The sequence below is a fragment of the Providencia lanzhouensis genome (assembly GCF_050469745.1).
GTDB classification, from domain to species: Bacteria; Pseudomonadota; Gammaproteobacteria; order Enterobacterales; family Enterobacteriaceae; genus Providencia; species Providencia lanzhouensis.
The window spans coordinates 1,498,960-1,519,702 of the sequence record NZ_CP174123.1; the positions used below are offsets into that span (position 1 = coordinate 1,498,960).

Annotated in this window: 13 protein-coding genes and 3 tRNA genes; 7 read left to right on the forward strand and 9 right to left on the reverse strand. The window is 39.1% G+C overall.

Features of this window, described 5'->3' with window-relative positions; all coding sequences use genetic code 11:
- Window positions 1-86: 86 nt before the first annotated feature.
- The 5 genes from pyrC to ACIH2S_RS06880 form a co-directional block, all read right to left on the reverse strand.
- On the reverse strand, window positions 87-1,133 hold the full coding sequence (gene pyrC, locus ACIH2S_RS06860; protein WP_036951541.1) for a dihydroorotase: 1,047 nt from the start codon (window positions 1,131-1,133) through the stop codon (window positions 87-89).
- 191 nt (window positions 1,134-1,324) lie between these two features.
- Window positions 1,325-1,400, reverse strand: a tRNA-Asn gene (locus ACIH2S_RS06865).
- 307 nt (window positions 1,401-1,707) lie between these two features.
- Window positions 1,708-1,783: transfer RNA gene (locus ACIH2S_RS06870), tRNA-Asn, on the reverse strand.
- A gap of 327 nt (window positions 1,784-2,110) precedes the next feature.
- A tRNA-Asn gene (locus ACIH2S_RS06875) sits at window positions 2,111-2,186 on the reverse strand.
- Between the two features lie 136 nt (window positions 2,187-2,322).
- Window positions 2,323-2,826 (reverse strand): YlaC family protein, encoded by a 504-nt coding sequence (locus ACIH2S_RS06880; protein ID WP_036951540.1) that lies wholly within the window; start codon window positions 2,824-2,826, stop codon window positions 2,323-2,325.
- Window positions 2,827-3,307: 481 nt separating this feature from the next.
- On the opposite strand from ACIH2S_RS06880, the gene cspE reads away from it, so the two are divergent.
- The 3 genes from cspE (at window position 3,308) to mgtA (ending at window position 7,552) form a co-directional block, all read left to right on the forward strand.
- Window positions 3,308-3,520, forward strand: coding sequence for a transcription antiterminator/RNA stability regulator CspE (gene cspE / locus ACIH2S_RS06885; RefSeq protein WP_004909801.1), 213 nt, complete (start codon window positions 3,308-3,310; stop codon window positions 3,518-3,520).
- Window positions 3,521-4,004: 484 nt separating this feature from the next.
- Window positions 4,005-4,703, forward strand: coding sequence for an MgtC family protein (locus ACIH2S_RS06890; RefSeq protein WP_036951537.1), 699 nt, complete (start codon window positions 4,005-4,007; stop codon window positions 4,701-4,703).
- A 146-nt stretch (window positions 4,704-4,849) separates the two neighbouring features.
- Window positions 4,850-7,552: a magnesium-translocating P-type ATPase gene (gene mgtA, locus ACIH2S_RS06895; RefSeq protein ID WP_430248334.1), complete on the forward strand. Its 2,703-nt coding sequence runs from the start codon at window positions 4,850-4,852 to the stop codon at window positions 7,550-7,552.
- Between the two features lie 83 nt (window positions 7,553-7,635).
- On the opposite strand, the gene ACIH2S_RS06900 is transcribed toward mgtA, so the two are convergent.
- Window positions 7,636-7,947 (reverse strand): DUF5339 domain-containing protein, encoded by a 312-nt coding sequence (locus tag ACIH2S_RS06900; protein WP_006657479.1) that lies wholly within the window; start codon window positions 7,945-7,947, stop codon window positions 7,636-7,638.
- Between the two features lie 1,024 nt (window positions 7,948-8,971).
- On the opposite strand from ACIH2S_RS06900, the gene fliZ reads away from it, so the two are divergent.
- Window positions 8,972-9,484 carry a flagella biosynthesis regulatory protein FliZ gene (gene fliZ / locus ACIH2S_RS06905; RefSeq protein WP_036951530.1) on the forward strand — a complete coding sequence of 171 codons (513 nt, stop codon included), beginning with the start codon at window positions 8,972-8,974 and terminating at the stop codon, window positions 9,482-9,484.
- A gap of 379 nt (window positions 9,485-9,863) precedes the next feature.
- On the opposite strand, the gene putA is transcribed toward fliZ, so the two are convergent.
- On the reverse strand, window positions 9,864-13,862 hold the full coding sequence (putA, locus tag ACIH2S_RS06910) for a trifunctional transcriptional regulator/proline dehydrogenase/L-glutamate gamma-semialdehyde dehydrogenase (protein ID WP_321146806.1): 3,999 nt from the start codon (window positions 13,860-13,862) through the stop codon (window positions 9,864-9,866).
- A 493-nt stretch (window positions 13,863-14,355) separates the two neighbouring features.
- Between putA and putP the strand changes: the two genes are divergently transcribed.
- Complete coding sequence (gene putP / locus ACIH2S_RS06915) at window positions 14,356-15,840, forward strand: sodium/proline symporter PutP (RefSeq protein ID WP_430248338.1); 1,485 nt, start codon at window positions 14,356-14,358, stop codon at window positions 15,838-15,840.
- Window positions 15,841-15,927: 87 nt separating this feature from the next.
- Here the strand turns inward: putP and cycA are convergent, their stop codons facing one another.
- Window positions 15,928-17,328: a D-serine/D-alanine/glycine transporter gene (cycA, locus tag ACIH2S_RS06920; protein ID WP_154600298.1), complete on the reverse strand. Its 1,401-nt coding sequence runs from the start codon at window positions 17,326-17,328 to the stop codon at window positions 15,928-15,930.
- Between the two features lie 350 nt (window positions 17,329-17,678).
- Window positions 17,679-18,110, reverse strand: a complete 432-nt coding sequence (locus tag ACIH2S_RS06925) for a hypothetical protein (RefSeq protein ID WP_036951513.1) — start codon at window positions 18,108-18,110, stop codon at window positions 17,679-17,681.
- A gap of 1,629 nt (window positions 18,111-19,739) precedes the next feature.
- Between ACIH2S_RS06925 and flhD the strand changes: the two genes are divergently transcribed.
- Both flhD and flhC read left to right on the forward strand, forming a co-directional pair.
- A complete protein-coding gene (gene flhD, locus ACIH2S_RS06930; RefSeq protein WP_036951507.1) occupies window positions 19,740-20,090 on the forward strand; it encodes a flagellar transcriptional regulator FlhD in 351 nt (116 codons plus the stop codon).
- Complete coding sequence (gene flhC / locus ACIH2S_RS06935; RefSeq protein WP_036951503.1) at window positions 20,087-20,677, forward strand: flagellar transcriptional regulator FlhC; 591 nt, start codon at window positions 20,087-20,089, stop codon at window positions 20,675-20,677. Before flhD ends, flhC begins: the two co-directional genes overlap by 4 nt.
- Window positions 20,678-20,743 lie beyond the last annotated feature (66 nt).

Here is a 20,743-nt window from a genome sequence, read left to right on the forward strand (position 1 = left end):
AATTTTGGTGAAAATTTAAAAAATAGCCGGTGATTCTTTAAAAAGAAGATGTGAAAAGGATAAAACCTTTCCACATCATAATGTTATTAGCTTACTTTGATAGTCCAACCACAATCTTCACCCGCTAAGAATGGGATTAATTTATCTGTCCCACAAGCAATAGATTCGCAGGTTATATTCTCAGATTTTGTCAGTGTAATGTGACCTTCATTGACAGGTAATCCATAAAACTTAGGTCCATTTAGTGAACAAAATGCTTCGAAATGCGCGAAAGCACCTAATTCTTCGAACACGGTTGCATAGGCAGCTAGTGCGGTTGGAGCGTTAAATACGCCTGCACAGCCGCAGGATGTCTCTTTACGGGATTGAACATGCGGCGCAGTATCGGTACCTAAGAAGAAGCGATCGCAACCAGAAGCAACAGCTGCACGTAATGCTTCTTGATGAACATTACGTTTTAAAATCGGCAGGCAATACAGATGCGGTCGTACACCACCAACTAACATATGGTTGCGGTTAAACATCAAATGCTGTGGTGTTAAGGTCGCCGCTGTAAATTCGTTAGCCTCTAACACATATTGTGCGGCTTCTTTGGTTGTGATGTGCTCAAAAACCACTTTTAATTGAGGGAATTGAGTGCGCAATGGCAGCATGACTTGTTCGATAAACAGCGCCTCACGGTCGAAGATATCGATATGGCTGGCGGTCACCTCCCCATGAATGAGTAATGGCATTCCAGCTTGTTCCATGGCAGCAAGAACAGGGTAGATTTTCTTAATGTCAGACACGCCATGGCTAGAGTTTGTTGTGGCATTCGCGGGGTACAATTTGCAGGCCGTAAATACACCTTCATTGAAACCACGAATTAGTTCATCAGCATCAGTTGTGTCAGTTAAATAGCAGGTCATTAACGGTGTAAATTGGTGCCCAGCAGGTACCGCTTGTTTAATTCGCTCACGATATGCTCTTGCGGCTTCTACCGTGGTAACAGGGGGTACAAGGTTAGGCATGACAATGGCACGACCAAAAAATTGGCTTGTGAACGGCACGACTGTATTTAACATTTCATTATCGCGAAAATGAACATGCCAATCATCAGGGCGGCGGATCGTTAGGGTAGTTACAGTTGTCATTAAACCGGCTCCAATAAGGGGGGGAAGTGATGAGCAGATGCTCAAGCCGGGAAAGAATGATAAAACGAAAACGATTAAATAGCTATGATCAAGGACAATTAATATAGAAATTATTTTTCTTTGGAGTTTTTTAACGTACTGGAAAATAAAGGAATTTAAACAGAATAAAACAGAGAAAGGAAAGATTAAGTTGGCTCCTCCAGCTGGACTCGAACCAGCGACATACGGATTAACAGTCCGCCGTTCTACCGACTGAACTATGGAGGAACTCCCTTAACACGCAGAGGATATTAGCGTTCTGAATCGCTAATGTCAAAGGGGAAAATGATAAAATAAGTTTGTTTGCCTGTTATCTGCACGAATCGATAGAATTTTGATCTAACTGATCAGATGTAAAAGAAATTAAGTCAAAAATAGCTGAAAAAAGAGCCAGTTAAAAAGATGTGATTAAGATTGGAAAGTAATTTTAATGTGTAAAAATTATCTTTGATAAGGGATTAGTAGGAAAGATAAAAATGGCAGAATTAGAAAGCAAGAAGCCCGCTAGGATTAACCTGAGCGGGCTTCTTAAATTTGGCTCCTCCAGCTGGACTTGAACCAGCGACATACGGATTAACAGTCCGCCGTTCTACCGACTGAACTATGGAGGAATTGGTTGTTCCTGAGAACGAGGCGCATATTACCGACCCCGTACTCGGTTGTAAAGCATAAAATTAAAAAAAATGTTCAATAGGTTGTTAAGTAAACAATTTGGTGATTATTTATGCCTTATTTATAGAGTTTCAGGAATTTACCCGCTGTTTTAAGCGGTGCAGCTAAAATTGAACTACACATAAGTCATAAGGATTGTTCTATTAATGAGTAGAGCCGGAATAAATAAAAGTAGTCGGGAATAGGGTGAAAAAGAATGAAAAGGCAGAAGAACAGCTAGAAAGCAAAAAGCCCGCAAGAATTAATCTTAGCGGGCTTTTTAAATTTGGCTCCTCCAGCTGGACTTGAACCAGCGACATACGGATTAACAGTCCGCCGTTCTACCGACTGAACTATGGAGGAATTGGGTTGTTCCTGAGAACGAGGCGAATATTAACGATATCACCTCGACCTGTCAACGATAAAAATAGAAATTAAATCTAATTGCTCAATCACTACTCATTACGAATAAAAACTACGCTATATTATTGATAATGTTTTAATTTTGAGCGGCTAAAGTAACTTGTGTCGGCAAAGAAACCTCAGGGTAAGCAATATGATAAATATCGTAAAAGGAGATGTTGCCCTTTAATGCTAATAAACGAGAAATTTCTTGCTTGATTGCTGAGCTGACTTCCTGAGAATTAAGAATTTTATTTAACGCGTCCTCAGATACGGTTTCAGTGACAAACCATTCACCGTTATAGCAAACACGCAAATCAAGTACGCCAATATCTTCGAAATGGTAGACAGGCTTAATGTCAAATAACAGAACGCTAGCAAGTATAATAAATAAGAGGGTTATACCAAGTGTCCAATAAGGACCAAAGTAGGGTGCGTACCATAAGATCACGGCAAGCGGTAAATAGGCTGCAATCATGCCAATACATAAATAAGGATGATTGGCGAGAAATTGGCTATTAAAGTAAGGTTTGCCATCACGTTGCTCACGCTGATTAATGGCATCTAAATCATCTATAAGTATTTGTTTGATAATATCCATGGTAAGTGACTCTCTGTCAGATATCTATACTAGGAGGGTATCATGGAGGGAATGAATTGTTATATATCAGTTAAAAAAAATATTTAACTGGATTGTCATCGTCTGGGATTAATCCTGTCGACTTTTGAGGTTTAGAGAGGGTTTTATTTAAAAGAAATCTTTAAAATATCAATAAAATGCAGTTTTTTTGTTAACATAATTCCGCCTAAAAGTGACGGAATCGAAAAAAACAGCAATATTTTCAGAATTGAATGTATAAAATAGTTGCTATTATCTCAAAGTCATGAGTTAATGTGCATCGGCCTGTTTAGCAGTCCTATTTGATGTATGATTACTGAGTTAGTGTGTTCTAAAGAAAAAAGTTATCACAGATAGCCTTTTACCGTGACGCTTCATCTTGGTGTTTCCCTGATTAAATAGCTGACTCTGGCCCATATATGCCAAAAGGCAAGTTTTTTTGATGTTATATAGGAAAAGTCAAATGTCCGACAAAATGAAAGGTCAAGTTAAGTGGTTCAACGAGTCTAAAGGCTTCGGTTTCATCACTCCAGCTGATGGTAGCAAAGACGTTTTCGTCCACTTCTCTGCCATTCAGGGCAATGGTTTCAAAACTCTGGCAGAAGGCCAGCAAGTTGAATTCACCATTGAAAACGGTGCAAAAGGCCCAGCAGCTGCTAACGTAACTGCTATCTAAGCTAATTGCTTAACTGATTTTCTAAAGCCCGTCCTTTTTAAGGACGGGCTTTTTCGTTTCTGAAAAATAAAAAATATAGTGTAAAAATAATTAACATTTAAATCTTTACTTAATAATTAGCCGCATCTATACTCAGCTCACAATTAATCTATTGGAGATAAATTACTTGGACAGTCAGAGTTGTAATAAAAACTTAATTTAATTGGCAAGTAATTAATAATCTCTTCTATTAGCTGCTTGCCACTACGGCGGGCGGTGTCTGATGTTTCTATCACTCATACTCCCTGATTTATATAAGAATTTTTCATTTTCCGAATGAAATAGTCACTGTTGCAGTGAGTGTGTATCATGCAAGTTTATATTTATTCTCTATTCCCTCCGGGCAATAGCCATTAATTACTGAATATTTATTTATTCAGCAATTTGGCATGGGCTTTTTATTCTGCCCATTAATTGTTATCCATTATTTGATGGAGGGATCATTATGTTTTTCACACCGGATATATTAAATCTTTTATCTGCAATGTGCCTTGGCGCATTAATTGGCGCAGAGCGTCAATGGCGTCAAAGAATGGCTGGATTGCGTACGAATGCATTGGTTGCAACGGGAGCAGCCGTATTTATTTTGAGTTCAGTGACAACTTCACCTGATAGCCCTGGTCGAATTGCTGCACAAATTGTGTCAGGTATCGGCTTCTTAGGGGCTGGAGTGATCATGCGTGAAGGCATGAATATTCGAGGTCTGAATACTGCTGCAACACTATGGTGCTCAGCCGGAATTGGTGTGTTATGTGGATTAGGGCAATACTCACTGGCCACAATAGCTACCTTATTGATTTTATGTGCAAATATTCTATTGCGTGAAGCCGCAGCAAAAATTAATCGCCAACCGCAACAGCAGGCATTGGATGTTGAACAACGTTATAAAATTCGTGTGATGTGTCACCAAGGTGATGAAATCCTTGTTAGAACGTTGATTTTACAAGCCATTAATGGCCTGCATATTCGCTTACAGTCATTGAGTAGCGCAGATACATTGAAACCAGAACAGTTGGAGGTGTGTGCAGAGTTTCTTGCCACGCCAGTCGAGCAAAAAGAGATAGAAGCATTGGTTTGCCGGATTAGTCTTGAGCAAAGTGTCAGTGCTATCAATTGGAAAGTGGCATCCGAGCTACCAGCTTGATTGCTAAAAATTAACTGATTAAAGGAGCCGAAATGGACGAGCATCCCCCGTCTTGGAGATATAAACAGGAGCTATCTGGCTAAAATACAATATTTTCAGTCAGATAGCGTTTAAAAAGTACAACTGTACTCTATTGAGATAACGTTATGACTGAAATAAGGCATCAGCGCAAAGGCGCAAAAGCCCCTGCACGCCAAAAATTCATTGTTGGCGAACAAGCGAGCAAAAACATTGAGCAGGTTCTCAATGAATATCAAACTAACCTTCTGGGGTTGTCTGAAAATGAGGCTCTCGACCGTCTAGTCGTCGAGGGGGAAAATGAAGTTGCTCATGAAAAAGCACCTCCTGCTTGGAAGCAATTACTCACTTCTTTTAAAAACCCATTTATTTTTGTTTTAATGATCCTCGCGATTGTGAGTTTCTTTACTGATTACGTGATCCCTGAGCGTCAAGGTGAAGATACTGATTTAACGGGCGTTATCATCATTGTCACGATGGTTGTATTAAGTGGATTGCTGCGCTTTTGGCAAGAATATCGAACCAATAAAGCGGCAGAAGCCTTGAAATCCTTGGTAAGAACCACAGCAACGGTATACCGTCGCGACAATAGAACGGGACGTTCTATTCGCAAAGAGGTACCAATCAAATGCTTAGTGCCAGGGGATATCGTTTTATTATCAGCTGGAGACATGGTTCCTGCGGATTTAAAACTGGTGGAATCCCGAGATCTATTTATCAGCCAAGCTATTTTAACGGGGGAATCTATCCCGGTTGAAAAATATGACACTCTCGCAAATGTGTCCGCAAAAAGTTTGGAACCCGCATCACCGACAGAAAATGAATTACTTGAAATTTCCAATATCTGTTTGATGGGCACCAATGTAACGAGTGGAACGGCGAGGGGCATAGTGGTTGCAACGGGGAGCAAAACGTACTTAGGCTCGCTGGCCAAATCGATTGTGGGAACTCGAGCTCAAACTGCTTTTGATCGCGGCGTGAATAGTGTGAGTTGGTTGCTAATCCGCTTTATGCTGGTAATGGTGCCGATTGTCTTATTAATCAATGGATTCACTAAAGGTGATTGGTTTGAGGCAACACTATTTTCACTGGCTGTTGCGGTGGGATTAACCCCTGAAATGTTACCGATGATAGTGAGCTCAAACCTTGCAAAAGGGGCGATAGCCATGTCTAAGCACAAGGTTATTGTTAAACGGCTCAATGCTATTCAGAACTTTGGTGCGATGGATGTGCTATGTACCGATAAAACGGGAACATTGACGCAAGATCGTATCATTTTAGAGCATTATCTCGACAGTAATGGGCAAAAAGATAGCCGAATTTTGCAATTGGCGTGGTTGAATAGTTTCCATCAAAGTGGTGCCAAAAATATGATGGACCAGGCAATTATTCGACGTGGACGTGGCAATGATAAAGTCGAGCAGTTGAAGGCTTATCAAAAAATTGATGAACTACCATTTGATTTTATTCGCCGAAAATTATCCGTCACAGTAAAAACCCCTGAAGGTGAAGCTTTATTGATCTGTAAAGGGGCAGCGGAAGAAATGTTGGCTGTTTGTCATAGTTATCAGCAAGATGGACACTCCGTCTTATTGGATGACCAAGCTAAAGCTAGGATTGCGGAGCTGGTCAGTGGCTATAATAAACAGGGGTTCCGGGTATTACTGCTGGCAACGCGTTCATTGAATGATGCTGAAGCTTTGTTACCGTTATCGGCTCAAGCAGAACAACAACTCGAGTTACAAGGTATTCTTACATTTTTAGATCCTGCAAAAGAGAGTGCAATTTCGGCTATTGCTGCACTAAGAGAAAATGGCGTGATGGTCAAAGTGCTTACGGGTGATAATGCCGTGATCACTGAAAAAATTTGCCATGATGTAGGTTTAAATATCGATGAGATAATGACTGGTCTTGAAGTCGAGGCAATGAGTGATGATGAGCTGAAAACGAAAGTTGAGCAAGTTTCCGTTTTCTGCAAATTAACCCCACTACAAAAATCTCGGATCCTAAAACTACTGCAAGCAAATGGACATACTGTCGGTTTCCTAGGGGATGGGATCAATGATGCACCCGCTTTACGGGATGCTGATGTAGGAATATCTGTAGATACGGGTACCGATATTGCGAAAGAGTCTGCGGATATTATTCTGTTAGAAAAGGATTTGATGGTATTAGAACAAGGGGTTATCAAAGGAAGAGAAACGTTTGGGAATATTATTAAGTATTTAAATATGACCGCTAGCTCTAACTTTGGAAATGTATTTTCTGTTCTTATTGCGAGTGCATTTATTCCGTTCTTACCGATGCTAGCTATTCATTTACTGGTTCAAAACTTGCTGTACGATATGTCCCAATTAGCATTACCTTGGGACAAAATGGATAAAGAATTTTTAAAACGTCCACGTAAATGGGATGCGAAAAATATTGGACGATTTATGATTTGGATTGGTCCAACATCTTCCATTTTTGATATCACGACATTTGCTTTGATGTGGTATGTATTCCAAGCCAATAGTGTAGCTCATGAAGCACTATTCCAATCTGGTTGGTTTGTTGAGGGATTATTGTCGCAAACCTTGGTCGTTCATATGCTACGAACACAAAAAATTCCCTTCATTCAAAGCACGGCTGCATTACCCGTGTTACTGACAACGGGAATTATCATGGCTCTTGGACTTTATATTCCGTTCTCATCATTTGGTACGATGATTGGCTTGCAGCCTTTACCAATGGAATATTTCCCTTGGTTAGTGCTGACATTAGTGAGTTATTGTTTTGTAGCGCAAGGGATGAAGCACATTTATATTAAACGCTTTGGAACTTGGTTATAGTCTGCTCAAGTCACATTACTTTAGTAAAACAGTACAATAAAAAAAGAGCCATATAGGCTCTTTTTTTAACAGAGTAGGAAAGACTATTGCAGACCTAAAGCTGTTTTCATTTGTTTCATTGCATCAATGCCTTGCTGGCAAGCTTGATCTTGTTGGTCTTTAGGTAAAGCAGCAACTTGCTTTTTACCTTCTTCTAACTGACCTTTCATCGCATCTAATTGAGCTTTGGCTTGTGGGTTCTCAGAAGCTTTAGCAATTAAGCTATCAACTTCAGCGAAGTAAGCGTTACAAGTTTCAGTTGCACCAGCAACTTGACCTTTTTTCTCTTCTTCTGAACACGCAGTGATTGTCAATGCCAATAAACCCAGTCCACAAGCTAAAATCATCTTTTTCATAATCAACCTTATTAAATTTATTTATATATAAAGCAAATTAAGTATATAAGAGGATCTTCTTTTATCAATGTAACAAATCCTAAAAAGGAAATTGATAATTAATTCAAATGGTTAATCTTTAATATAAATAGTTATACTTTATAAATGACTTTTGTAGCGATAATTATCTATCGTGCTTTATGTTAGCTTATTATGACGTGCAAAAAATAAGAATGGATTATTATTAATTGGTATAAATACGTAATTGATATTGAGTTCTCTTATTCATGAAATAAGAATAACCGCATAAAATACTTAGCGAGTAGTAAACCATTTTGTAAAAAATACGTTAAGCAGAAGTAACTAAAAATTGTATATAATAGGAGAAAATCAAACTCCTTATAACTTTTCTAATGACACTAATAACTTTTTTTCATATACAGTAAAAATAATTAAAATTAAGAAGTAGTGTAAAAAATAATTTACACCTCACTTATAAAACTGAATTATCGAATATTTATAGAATTAATGGCTGTACATTTAAAATGCGATTATAGAAGTGAAAAGTGAGCTGTATCACAAATTTATCAATAAAATGCTTTTCACTATATAATATTGATTTTTAAATTAAATTTCCTTTGAACCTTTGGGGGGTTATCAGGTAAAGTCTGTGCCTCCAAGGGGTGTCTCCTTTCGAATCTTGGTTCTTTAAGTGATAAAACTTTGCTATTTAGGTTAACAACGATTAGGTTCGTTAGGTTGACGCTAGGTCAAATTTACATGCAAAATTACTCTCATAAGAAATTCGCCAAAGTGTTTTAGACAGGTTAGAATGCTTCGGACAAAGGGAAATAAATTTTCTTACATTACATTCCCAGAAGGATCCACCTTACAAAGGGAAAGTAAGAAAATGAGATAAGGCAATTACGCTTATCTCGATATGCAACATAGCAGACAATCATTAATGCTATGGGCATGGTATGTATGTAACCGGATTTATCTTGTTACTTTTTATTTTTATAATTACACACAGAGCTTTACCATTATGTCTGCTTCTATTGTAAAGAAACGGCCGTTGAGTCGTTATATTAAAGATTTTAAACACAGCCAAACTCATTGTGCACACTGTAATAAAACTCTTGATCGTATCTCCCTCGTTTTCAACGATGGTATCTTGAATAAAGAAGCTATCGCTGACATGACCGATTTGGTTGATGAAGCGGCTTGGGGCGAACTTCAAGGGCAATTTACAGCACTTTGTCGTTTTTGTAGTGAAATTTTCTGTAATAGCAATACAGACTATTTCGATATTATGTCTTTTAAACAGTATTTGTTCTTACAGACAGAAATGAGTCATAGCACCGTCCGCGAGTACGTTGTTCGTCTGCGCCGCTTAGATGAACTGCTGTCATCCTCTAACTTTTCAATGAAAGATTTTACCGCAAGTAGAGTTCAAGAACAGTTGAGCGATAAAATGACTGATTCAGCATTTAGCAACTACAATATTGCACTACGTAAATATGAGCAGTATTTAAGCTGGCAGTCAGAAAAAAACTAATAATATTTTAAGTTAATAAAAATAGTTGGTTATACGATTATTTTTAATACTAAAATAGGCAAATAGGTGTCCAATAGGGCACCTTTTTTATTTTTTGAATAATAGTCAGTATAAATGACATAAATTGCACAGATTTAGAATTAAACGTAATCAACTGTTATAGCTAATACTTAATATATAATAATAAAAATTAATGGGAACTATTTAATTAAATTTATAGATAAATAAGAATGGCAAGAAACAAAAAGTAAGTGGATATTCGGATTTAATGATAAAGGAATAGAATATTATGAATGTAACCCAAGGGGTTATTGCTAAGAGAGAGCCTGAGTCAATCAGCCTATATTATACTGGACTGAAAAACTCAGGCTTTTGCCTATTATCCGATAGTCATTAAGCTTGCATTACCACCCGCTGCGGCAGTATTCACACTTAAAGAACGTTCATGTACTAAGCGTTCAATGAGCAAGTTAGTTTCACCACGCTCAAAGCCTTGAACAGAAATAATCGGTCCTTTACGTTTGGCAATCGCTTCGCAAACGTGTTTGAGCTGATCGCAATCTCCGTGATAAATCACACCTTCAATTGGCTCTACTGTGTTTTGCCAATCTTTGGTGAATGAGATAGTTTTGCGAACTTTTTCTGGCAGTGATTTAAATAGCTTCTGGTGCAGTTCGCTATTTTCCCACAATGTTTGACAACCACTTGCGAGCACAGCAGATAATTGAGTCAAACAATCACGCTCATTATCGCTAAGGCATAAAATAGTGCCGCGTGGACGTAAGGTGTAGGTGTTCTTTTCACCTGTTGGTCCTGGTAATAAACGTGTTGTACCGGCTTGCGTTAAACGCGCAAATTGTTCAACCGTAGATTGTTCAATTATGGATTGCTCAACATCCGTTTTCTGTTTTTGTACCCATGCAGAGAATGCTTCAAATGGTGCGAGTAACTCAGCGCGAGCACTTGCATCCATTGGTAAATGGCTGTCTTGCTGCTCCAGTGTTTGGCAAACTGCATTCTCAGGACGCTCGCTTAATAAACGGTAGAGATAAAGCGGTCCACCGGCTTTAGGTCCTGTACCTGAAAGTCCTTCACCACCAAATGGTTGCACTCCGACAACAGCACCGACCATATTACGGTTAACATATAAGTTGCCCACTTTCGCTTTAGCGACCACTTGGTTGATGGTTTCATCAATGCGAGTATGAACACCTAATGTTAATCCATAACCAGCCGCATTAATTTGGTCAACTAATTGCTCTAACTCATCACGTTTGAAACGAACAACATGCAGAACTGGTCCGAAAATTTCTTTCTTCAACTCACCAATATTATCTAACTCAATCAGCGTTGGCTTAACGTAGGTTCCTTCTGCCTGTTCTTGCTGATCTTGGCTATCGGCATAGACGGCTTGGAAAACGATTTTGCCTTTACTGCGCATTTGTTGAATATGTTGGTCAATATTCTCTTTGGCTTCACTATCAATAACAGGACCAATATCGGTGGAGATGTGTTCAGGATTACCCATCCTGCACTCTTCCATCGCACCTTTTAACATACGAATTGTTCGGTCAGCGACATCTTCTTGAACACAAAGAATACGCAATGCAGAGCAGCGTTGACCGGCACTATCAAATGCAGAGGCGACGACATCGGTGACGACTTGCTCTGTGAGAGCGGAAGAATCAACAATCATCGCATTCAATCCACCAGTTTCTGCAATCAGTGGCGTCGGGCGACCTTGAGCATCTAAGCGACCTGCAATATTGCGCTGCAATAAGCCCGCGACTTCGGTTGAGCCAGTAAACATCACGCCACGAACGCGTTGATCGCCTACTAATTTTGCACCGATAGTTTCACCTTTACCTGGTAAAAATTGCAGGACATCACGAGGAATACCCGCCTGATGCATAATGGATACCGCAATAGCACCAATTAATGGTGTTTGTTCCGCCGGTTTAGCCAGCACAGTGTTGCCTGCGGCTAATGCCGCTGCGATTTGTCCTGAGAAAATGGCTAATGGGAAGTTCCATGGGCTGATACAAACAACAGGGCCAAGAGGGCGGTGAGTGTTATTATCAAAATCTTCACGGACTTGAGTTGCATAATAGTTTAAGAAATCAACCGCTTCACGAACTTCAGCAATCGCATTCGCGTAAGTTTTCCCGGCTTCACGCACCAGCACATCCAATAATGGCTGCAATTGTTGTTCCATAATGTCAGCAGCACGTAACAGGATAGCAGCACGTTCAGATGGTGGCGTTGCAAACCAAATCGCACCCGCATCAGTGGCGATATCAAGCGCATGTTCAGCTTCTTGTTCACTGGCTTCGCGTACTTTACCAACGATATCACGATGACAGGCTGGGTTGATAATTGCGACAGCTTCAGGTAGCGCTTGTTGTGCCACAAATTCACCACCCAGCAGTGGCTCCGCGACTTTTTCTTGTGCTGCGGCATTGAGCAATGCGCTCGAGAGTGATGCTAAGCGGTGTTCGTTAGATAAATCTAAGCCCATTGAGTTAACACGACGGGTTCCATATAGGTCACGCGGTAATGGAATTTTAGGGTGTGGTAAGCCAATTTGCCCTTCAGTTTTAGACAGTTCACGAACATCTTTAACCGGATCAGCAACCAATTCATCTAATGGGATCGTGGCATCCGCAATTCGGTTAACAAACGAAGTATTTGCTCCATTCTCTAAGAGACGGCGTACTAAGTAAGCTAATAAGGTTTCGTGGGTACCTACTGGAGCATAAATACGACATGGGCGGTTGAGTTTACCGTCAGCCACTTTACCAACAACTTGTTCATATAATGGCTCACCCATGCCATGTAAGCATTGGAACTCATATTGACCAGGGTAGTAGTTTTTACCTGCAATTTGGTAGATAGCTGATAATGTATGTGCGTTATGAGTCGCAAATTGTGGGTAAATTAAATTAGGTACAGACAGTAATTTACGAGCACAAGCTATATAAGAAACGTCGGTATACACTTTGCGTGTATAAACTGGATAACCTTCTAAGCCATCAATTTGCGCACGTTTAATTTCGCTATCCCAATAAGCGCCTTTTACGAGACGGATCATCAGGCGTCGTTGGCTGCGTTCGGCTAAATTAATAATTGAGTCGATAACAAATGGGCAGCGTTTTTGGTAAGCTTGAATGACAAAACCAATACCGTTCCAGCCTGCTAATTTCGGCTCAAAACACAATTTTTCGAGTAAATCTAAAGAAATTTCTAAGCGATCTGCTTCTTCAGCATCAATATTGATACCAACATCGTATTGGTGAGCTTGCAAGACTAAAGAAAGTAAGCGCGGGTACAGTTCTTCCATCACGCGATCGTATTGCGCGCGGCTATAACGCGGATGTAGTGCCGATAATTTGATGGAAATACCCGGTCCTTCATAGATACCGCGTCCATTCGATGCTTTACCAATTGCGTGGATCGCTTGTTGGTAAGAGACCATATAATCTTGGGCATCTTTCTCGGTTAAAGCGGCTTCACCCAGCATATCGTAGGAGTAGCGGAAACCTTTGTCTTCCAATTTACGTGCGTTGGCAAGGGCTTGGGCGATGGTTTCGCCGGTGACAAATTGTTCACCCATTAAGCGCATTGCCATATCCACGCCTTTTCGTACTAGCGGCTCACCACTTTTACTGATAATGCGATTTAACGATGTCGATAATTTGGCTTCATTGTGGGTAGAGACTAATTTACCTGTAAATAAAAGCCCCCATGTTGCCGCATTGACGAACATCGAGCTGCTTTGGCCAACATGAGATTGCCAGTTACCCGTACTGATTTTGTCTCGGATCAGCGCATCGCGAGTGGCTTTATCCGGAATACGTAATAGCGCTTCGGCAAGGCACATTAATGCCACACCTTCTTGAGAAGACAGCGAAAATTCTTGTAATAACCCTTGGACTAAGCCTGAACGACCAACACCGTTTTTTTGATTACGTAATTTTTCCGCAATGGAATAAGCCAATTTATGAGCCGCATCAGCTTGCTCAGGCGGTAGCTCAGCTTGTTGTAAAAGCATAGGCACGGCTTGAGTTTCAGGAATGCGGTACGCTGATGTAATTGCGGAGCGTTTTACGGATTGGGGTAAAATATGCTCAGCGAACTCAAGGAATGGCTGATAAAGGGTCTCAGGAGACGAAATTTCATCACCAGAATGCTGATCTTTTGTATCCAAAACCGTTGATAATTCAGGTATAATTTGGTTGTTATCGAGTTGCTCTAAATAATTATATATAGCTTGTTTAATAAGCCAATGGGATGTGCGATCAAGACGTTGAGCGGCGGCTTTAATGCGGTCACGAGTTTCTTCATCAAGTCTCACACCCATAGTTGTTGTGCTACTCATCTTAATTCCTTCCTTTTCACAGGTGTTAAATACCAAAAGTTACACACCATTATGATGATGTTGCAACTTTGTGCAACATTGTTAATGTGTTATGTGAAGAAAATGTGAAACAACTCTTATTTTTATGAGTGATTTATGATACCCATTGATTGGGTTTTTATAATTTACTTATAAATCAATATATTGTTTTCTCTTTTAAGATGGTGGCAAGTTAAACGCTTAATTAAGAATTTGACTTAAAAGTTTAACATTTGTGATGTGTCTTTTATTTATTGAACAAAAAATAGTTAATTTCTTGTTAAAAGCATCTGAGTCTGTCTAGCATGATGTGGCAAAGTTATTGAGTTATTGCAACACAAACAATCACAACATAGATAAGGTGTGCATCAAAAAACGCAAAATTGTGCAATTAAGTGCAACACCTTGAGATTAAAAGTTATCAAAGAAAATTATAAAGATAACGACAAAATAGACGCACTATGGAGACGACAGGATGACTGTAAGCACTCCGATGATCATTATGTTCATCGTATATATCACGGGTATGTTATTGATCGGCTATTTAGCCTATCGCTCAACGAAAAACTTTGATGATTACATTCTAGGGGGACGAAGTTTAGGTAGTGTGGTAACCGCATTATCTGCAGGGGCTTCAGATATGAGTGGCTGGTTATTGATGGGTTTACCAGGCGCTATTTTCCTCGCTGGGATTTCTGAAAGCTGGATTGCGATTGGTTTATGTTTAGGGGCTTATCTGAACTGGTTGTTTGTTGCAGGGCGCTTACGTGTACAAACCGAGAAAAATAATAATGCCTTAACGTTGCCAGACTATTTTACAAGTCGTTTTGAAGATAATAGTAAGATTTTACGTATTATTTCTGCGGTTGTTATTTTAGTTTTCTTTACTATCTATTGTGCATCAGGAGTTGTCGCGGGGGGCTTATTGTTTGAAAGCACCTTTAATATTAGTTACGACAAAGCGCTATGGTTAGGGGCATTGGCGACCATTGCTTATACTTTCTTAGGTGGTTTCTTAGCGGTAAGTTGGACAGATACTGTTCAAGCATCATTGATGATTTTTGCCCTGATCTTAACGCCAATTGTCGTGATTTTATCCCTTGGCGGGTTAGATACTTCAATCGAAGTCATTAAAGCTAAAAACCCTGAATATCTTGATATGTTTAAGGGAATGAACTTTGTTGCCATCTTGTCATTGTTAGGTTGGGGGCTGGGTTACTTTGGGCAGCCGCATATTCTGGCGCGTTTTATGGCGGCAGATTCACATCGCACGATCCGTTCAGCACGCCGTATCAGTATGACATGGATGGTATTATGCTTAGGTGGAACGATTGCTGTTGGCTTCTTTGGTATCGCTTATTTTGAAAATAATCCTGCATTAGCAGGTTCTGTAATGAAAAATAACGAACGTATTTTCATGGAATTAGCCGGATTACTGTTTAACCCATGGATTGCGGGTATCTTGCTGTCTGCGATTTTGGCGGCGGTAATGAGTACATTAAGTTGCCAATTATTAGTATGTGCCAGCGCATTGACCGAAGATTTATACAAACCTTTCTTCCGCAAATCAGCGAGCCAGAAAGAGCTAGTATGGGTAGGGCGTGGAATGGTGCTGTTAGTAGCGGCGATCGCAATTTATATTGCCCAAGACCCAAATAACAAAGTCTTAGGATTGGTGAGTAATGCGTGGGCCGGTTTTGGTGCCGCATTTGGTCCCGTCGTTTTACTCTCTGTTATGTGGAAACGTATGACACGTACTGGTGCATTAGCCGGGATGGTTGTCGGTGCGGTAACAGTATTAGTTTGGATGAAATTCAAATGGTTAGGTTTATATGAAATCATCCCGGGCTTTATCTTTGCGACTATCGCTATCATTGTTATCAGCTTGATAACTAAGGCGCCAAGCGCAGCAGCACAAGCCCGTTTTGATGAAGCAGAAGCTGAATACAATACAAAATAATAGATAGATTTGGTTATCGATAGTAAAAAGGCTGAAAGGGAAACCTTCCAGCCTTTTATTTTTGTTAATTGCTTATTCGTCAAATAATCAACGTGGTTTACGGCGTTTTACGACTTGGTAGCCAATAAACAGAATAACAAACCACAGTGGTGTCGCAATTAATGCTTGTCGGGTGTCATGTTGGAACGCTAATAACACCACCATGAAAGCAAAGAAGGCGAGACTGACCCACGACATAAAAATACCCCAAGGCATCTTATAGCGAGATGCGGCATGTTTTTCTGGGCGATTCTTACGGAAATTCAGGTAGCTTAATAAAATCATACTCCAGATAAACATGAATAAAATCGCAGACACGGTTGTGACTAAGGTGAATGCATGCATGATATCGGGAATAAAGTAGATCAAAACAATACCGAAACTTAGGCAGATACAGGTGAAAATTAAGCCTGTTGCGGGTACTGCTTTTTTCGATAACTGACTAAATTGTTTCGGCGCATCTCCCTCTTTAGATAGCCCAAACAGCATACGGCTGGTGGAGAAAACACCACTGTTTGCTGATGAAGCCGCAGAGGTAAGTACCACAAAGTTCACGATACTGGCAGCAGCAGGCAGGCTGATTAGCACGAACATTTCCACAAAAGGACTTTTATCCGCCAAAATGGTGCGCCAAGGGGTAACAGCCATAATCACAATCAGGGATAAAACATAAAAAGCAATGATCCTAATCGGGATAGCGTTAATAGCTTTCGGCAGGGATTTTTCAGGATCACGGGTTTCCGCTGCGGCGGTTCCCACTAATTCAATTCCCACAAAGGCGAAAATAGCAATTTGGAATCCCGCAAAGAACCCACTGAGTCCCATTGGGAACATTCCGCCATCGTTCCAAATATTACTTAAGGATGCAGTGTGCCCGGCCGGTGATTGGAAATTCATCGCAATCAACGTACCGCCAACGGCAATTAGTGTCACAATGGCGACAATTTTGATCATCGCGAACCAGAATTCCAGTTCACCAAATAGTCGAACAGAAACTAAGTTAAGCGTCAGTAGGGTGGCAACACAGATAAATGAAGTCACCCATTCCGGGAAATTAGGCACCCAGAAACTGACGTACGAGGTGATCGCGATAATATCGGCTATTCCCGTGATCACCCAGCAGAACCAGTAAGTCCATCCCACAAAAAAGCCAGCCCATGGACCGATTAAATCCGCAGAAAAATCACTGAAAGATTTATAGTCCAGGTTGGATAGCAGTAATTCCCCCATGGCTCGCATGACAAAAAACAGCACAAAGCCGATGATCATGTAGACAAAGATAATAGAGGGACCCGCAAGGGAGATGGTCTTTCCTGATCCCATAAATAGCCCTGTACCAATGGCTCCACCAATGGCAATTAACTGAATATGACGGTTACTGAGGCTACGTTTTAGTTGATTTCGGTCAGAAGATGGCCGAGAGGTGGTTGTCGCTGCATTTTCTTCCATATTGTTATTTATCCGATTGTCATTGTGATATTAGCCCACACTATTTTTTTAAGTTTGAGGCTGTGTTTGCTCGAAATATTGTGACATAAATCTCAATTAGAGTAAGAGAAAATTTACAAATGGCTGAGAGACCGCTGGTTTAACCAACGGATCCTCCTAGGCTATTAACACTATTAACGAAAAATTAACCTAAAAATAAAAATAGCAGAATAAGATGAAATGTACCAAATACTTAATTCTAAATAATGACAGTTGGGGTATTGGATATATATAAGAGTGATATAGCTTATTTTTTAACTGAAAATGCCACGAGTTTTCTTCTTTTTAACCGTTATCTTCGTTGGCTATTTCTAAACGATAGGGCTAACGGTCACTTTCACGTCATATCCCACGACAAATAAAGCTTGTTCGAGCGCTTCAATTTTTGATGCATATTGTAGGTCAAGTAACCGCTCTATTTGTTGAGCGCTGATATTGAGTGTCCGAGCAAGTTTGCTCCGCGGAGTTTGAGTTTCAAGAATGGCATTGTGCAGTGCGATTTTTAAGCAACTCAATACAGGTAAATGAATAGCAAACGCATTAGTGACCGAATTTTGGGGAAGAGGAATCGGGTTTCTTAATGTGATTAGCTCCGAAAGTGTGGCGAGTAATGTTTCTTGAGCCTCTAGTTCGACATCTTCTGCGCAATAAGTCACGCCTTGAATATCGGGAAAATCACAAAAATTAATTTCGTATACTCCTTCATCTTCGACAAATTCAACTGTTGCTAAATAATTAAACATAGTAAACCTCAAAAATTAATTTCTTTATAAGATAAATAGTACAAAGCGTCACAGAATAGACAATGGGTTGCATGTTAATAAAATGAAAAACGGATAGCGATAGTTTGGAGAACGAACATTTTTACCGATTTTATGCCTGATTGGCTAAAGAATAAGCCTGTTTCATAATGAAACCATGATGTAACCTCATCACCTCTTTGTGAGCCAAGTCCCAGTTTTAACAATATTTTATCCACCCTTCACCTCAGTATCAATATGCCAATTTTACCCTTTTAGTCATCATATAATTTTTTAAATAAAACATATGAAAACGTATATGTATCTTAATTCGAATAAGCAGTTATACGTAATGTTGTCATTGTGGTTAAGTAATTTGTTAAAATAAAAGTATATAGTAACATAATGATATTATCATTCATTGTTACTAACTGGTAAATAAACAGCGATATGTACGCGGGGGTAATAAGTTAAATTACTTATTTACATAAGTCATATTTTCGAAGCAGGTCTTGCTTATTTACACATAGATGTAGTGAACTTGGATGACCATCTTATTGTTTATAAATTCGCTAGGAGAATGGTGCTTAGTTTTTTTTATTTTTTCCTTTTATCAATAACTCAGTGCGCTAACTAATGCTGTGGCTTGAATTTTTTATGCAAAAAATAATAGCTAAATAGGTTAATCAAATGTTTGAAAAGTTAATTTAATTAAAATGAGTTTGTCATACAAAAATAACAATATTGCTTATTAATATGGCAATGCTCGATGAAAATTCATGACAATTTTATCTGAAATCTTTAATGGTATTGTCTGTATATAAAATGGTCTTAATTAGAATTTTTAATGTTATTGCTATTGGTTAATATTAATACAGTTAAATTTAATTAATATAAATTTACTATGGAATAATAATATGTATGACAAATTTAACTTTAATCTTGGCAGGAAAAAATTGAATTAATTTGATTAAGATTTGTAATTTTGATTAAACACATTGAAAAATAATGTTTAATTTTTATTCCTAAGTTACCGATATTACTAAGCCTTTAAACGAATTGCATTTTTACGAGAGTAATAAAGATTGATTTAGATCAATATGTAGGCTCTTTCGTTATGCTTAGTGTTTATCGCTTATAAATTCCCTCATATGTGTGAGTTTTTTACTTAAAATGCTAGTATTTGACTTATGAAAAATCTAAATGTTGTGAATATTTGAGATAAGTAGGATTAAGATATAGTTGTAATAAAGAATTGTTAATATATAGATGGATAATTATCCCGATAGACCAAAAAGAAACATAAGTGTCTTGAATAGTTAATTTAGTGGTGCATAATAATTAACGGCTAATAATGAAATCGGTATATTCTGAGATTTACAGGAAATGCTAACTTTTTAGCCACTCGTTATTGTTGTAGGTAATCAGGAAATATATTTAATTTAAGTTTGAACCTGTGTGTTTATATACTCCAAACTGGGTATTTCAATGGACCTCATGGGATAGTAATGGACTACACTATCCAGCTTTAATTATTTTCATATTTAAAACTTTGGTTAACACATTCGGCTCAAATTGATATTTGTTCTTTCTTCATGCAGATGTTAATAATTATTCGAAAGGTATAAAAAAATGAGCTCTACCACTGATTTTCTGAAGCATATATACGATATTAATCTTTCATATTTGCTTTTAGCTCAAAAGCTTATCGCCCAGGAAAAAGCCACTGCCATGTTCCGTCTCGGGATTTCCGATTCAATGGCAAACACTTTAGCAGAACTTTCTTTACCTCAATTGGTTAAATTAGCGGAAACAAATCAGCTAATCTGTCAATTTAGATTTGAAAACAGCGACACGATTGAAAAGCTTACTCGAGATTCTCGAGTTGATGAATTGCAGCAAATTCATACGGGTATCCTTCTTTCTACCCGATTATTGCAAACGCATAATGAGTCCGATTCAGATATAGCGAGAAAAAGATGAGTAGCGTAGCTGAAAAAAGTATTGTCAAGGAAGCTAATGATATTCGTTTGGCAATGGAATTGATTTCTCTTGGGGCTCGCCTGCAGATGTTAGAAAGCGAAACTCAAATTAGTCGCGGACGCTTAGTGCGTTTATACAAAGAACTCAGAGGTTGCCCACCACCAAAAGGGATGCTCCCTTTTTCAACCGATTGGTTTATGACATGGGAACAAAATATTCACTCATCCATGTTCTACAACGCCTATCAGTTTTTACTGAAAACCGGTCAATGTGAAGGGGTTGATGCTATTCTCAAAGCCTATCGACTCTATCTAGAGCAGTGTTCACCCAATACTGGAGACGAGCCAATTTTGGCATTAACCCGTGCATGGACATTAGTTCGTTTTGTGGAAAGTGGCATGTTGCAAAGTTCCGATTGCAATTGCTGTAGTGGTTCATTTATCACCTATGCCCACATTCCTGAAAATAGTTTTACGTGTAGCTTGTGCCAGCCTCCATCACGAGCGATAAAAAAACGTAAACTTTCCGAGCATCTCGCCGATATTACGGAATATCGACAAGATGGCATTACCAAAGCGGTAATGTAATTGGATTAATTTGGTTTACAGGCAATTTTATTGCCTGTCCTTCCTCATATTCCCTTTGACTGCCAT

What these genes read in the sequence shown, in the direction of transcription:
- pyrC (WP_036951541.1), bottom strand. Translation starts at nt 1,133, where the DNA reads ATGACAACTGTAACTACCCTAACGATCCGCCGCCCTGATGATTGGCAT.
- ACIH2S_RS06880 (WP_036951540.1), bottom strand. Translation starts at nt 2,826, where the DNA reads ATGGATATTATCAAACAAATACTTATAGATGATTTAGATGCCATTAAT.
- cspE (WP_004909801.1), top strand. Translation starts at nt 3,308, where the DNA reads ATGTCCGACAAAATGAAAGGTCAAGTTAAGTGGTTCAACGAGTCTAAA.
- ACIH2S_RS06890 (WP_036951537.1), top strand. Translation starts at nt 4,005, where the DNA reads ATGTTTTTCACACCGGATATATTAAATCTTTTATCTGCAATGTGCCTT.
- mgtA (WP_430248334.1), top strand. Translation starts at nt 4,850, where the DNA reads ATGACTGAAATAAGGCATCAGCGCAAAGGCGCAAAAGCCCCTGCACGC.
- ACIH2S_RS06900 (WP_006657479.1), bottom strand. Translation starts at nt 7,947, where the DNA reads ATGAAAAAGATGATTTTAGCTTGTGGACTGGGTTTATTGGCATTGACA.
- fliZ (WP_036951530.1), top strand. Translation starts at nt 8,972, where the DNA reads ATGTCTGCTTCTATTGTAAAGAAACGGCCGTTGAGTCGTTATATTAAA.
- putA (WP_321146806.1), bottom strand. Translation starts at nt 13,862, where the DNA reads ATGAGTAGCACAACAACTATGGGTGTGAGACTTGATGAAGAAACTCGT.
- putP (WP_430248338.1), top strand. Translation starts at nt 14,356, where the DNA reads ATGACTGTAAGCACTCCGATGATCATTATGTTCATCGTATATATCACG.
- cycA (WP_154600298.1), bottom strand. Translation starts at nt 17,328, where the DNA reads ATGGAAGAAAATGCAGCGACAACCACCTCTCGGCCATCTTCTGACCGA.
- ACIH2S_RS06925 (WP_036951513.1), bottom strand. Translation starts at nt 18,110, where the DNA reads ATGTTTAATTATTTAGCAACAGTTGAATTTGTCGAAGATGAAGGAGTA.
- flhD (WP_036951507.1), top strand. Translation starts at nt 19,740, where the DNA reads ATGAGCTCTACCACTGATTTTCTGAAGCATATATACGATATTAATCTT.
- flhC (WP_036951503.1), top strand. Translation starts at nt 20,087, where the DNA reads ATGAGTAGCGTAGCTGAAAAAAGTATTGTCAAGGAAGCTAATGATATT.